The sequence below is a fragment of the Enterobacter sp. BIDMC 29 genome (assembly GCF_019378755.1).
In the GTDB taxonomy this organism is placed as follows: Bacteria; Pseudomonadota; Gammaproteobacteria; order Enterobacterales; family Enterobacteriaceae; genus Enterobacter; species Enterobacter ludwigii.
On the sequence record NZ_CP080000.1, the window covers coordinates 4,445,205 to 4,445,509 of the forward strand.

1 protein-coding gene is annotated in these 305 nt (G+C 39.3%); it reads right to left on the minus strand.

Annotation, left to right across the window (positions count from 1 at the left end):
* On the minus strand, positions 1–185 hold a 185-nt coding region (locus JTA15_RS21865; RefSeq protein ID WP_255580126.1), incomplete at its 3' end, for a helix-turn-helix transcriptional regulator.
* Positions 186–305 lie beyond the last annotated feature (120 nt).

The following is a 305-nucleotide window of genomic DNA, read 5'->3' on the forward strand; positions in this document are numbered from 1 at the left end:
GTAAAAACTCTAAACAAACGTTCAAAACTAGCGCTGGCAGGATTAGATTCAAGTCGGGCATAGGCCTGCTGCGTTACTCCTAAATACTGAGAAACCTCTTTCTGTGTTAGCCCATTTTCTTTGCGAAAGCCAATCAACATTGGACGTAACTGATTAAGGTGTTTTATCGGGTAAGTCGTATTCATATAAGTTAGCCGCTGTGCTTGCTCCTGATACTTGCATCTCTAAACAAATTTAACAACGTATAGGGTGTTAAAGCAATAATACAGCCTATAGGTTGTTAAATGTGTAGAAGGTCTGATCAT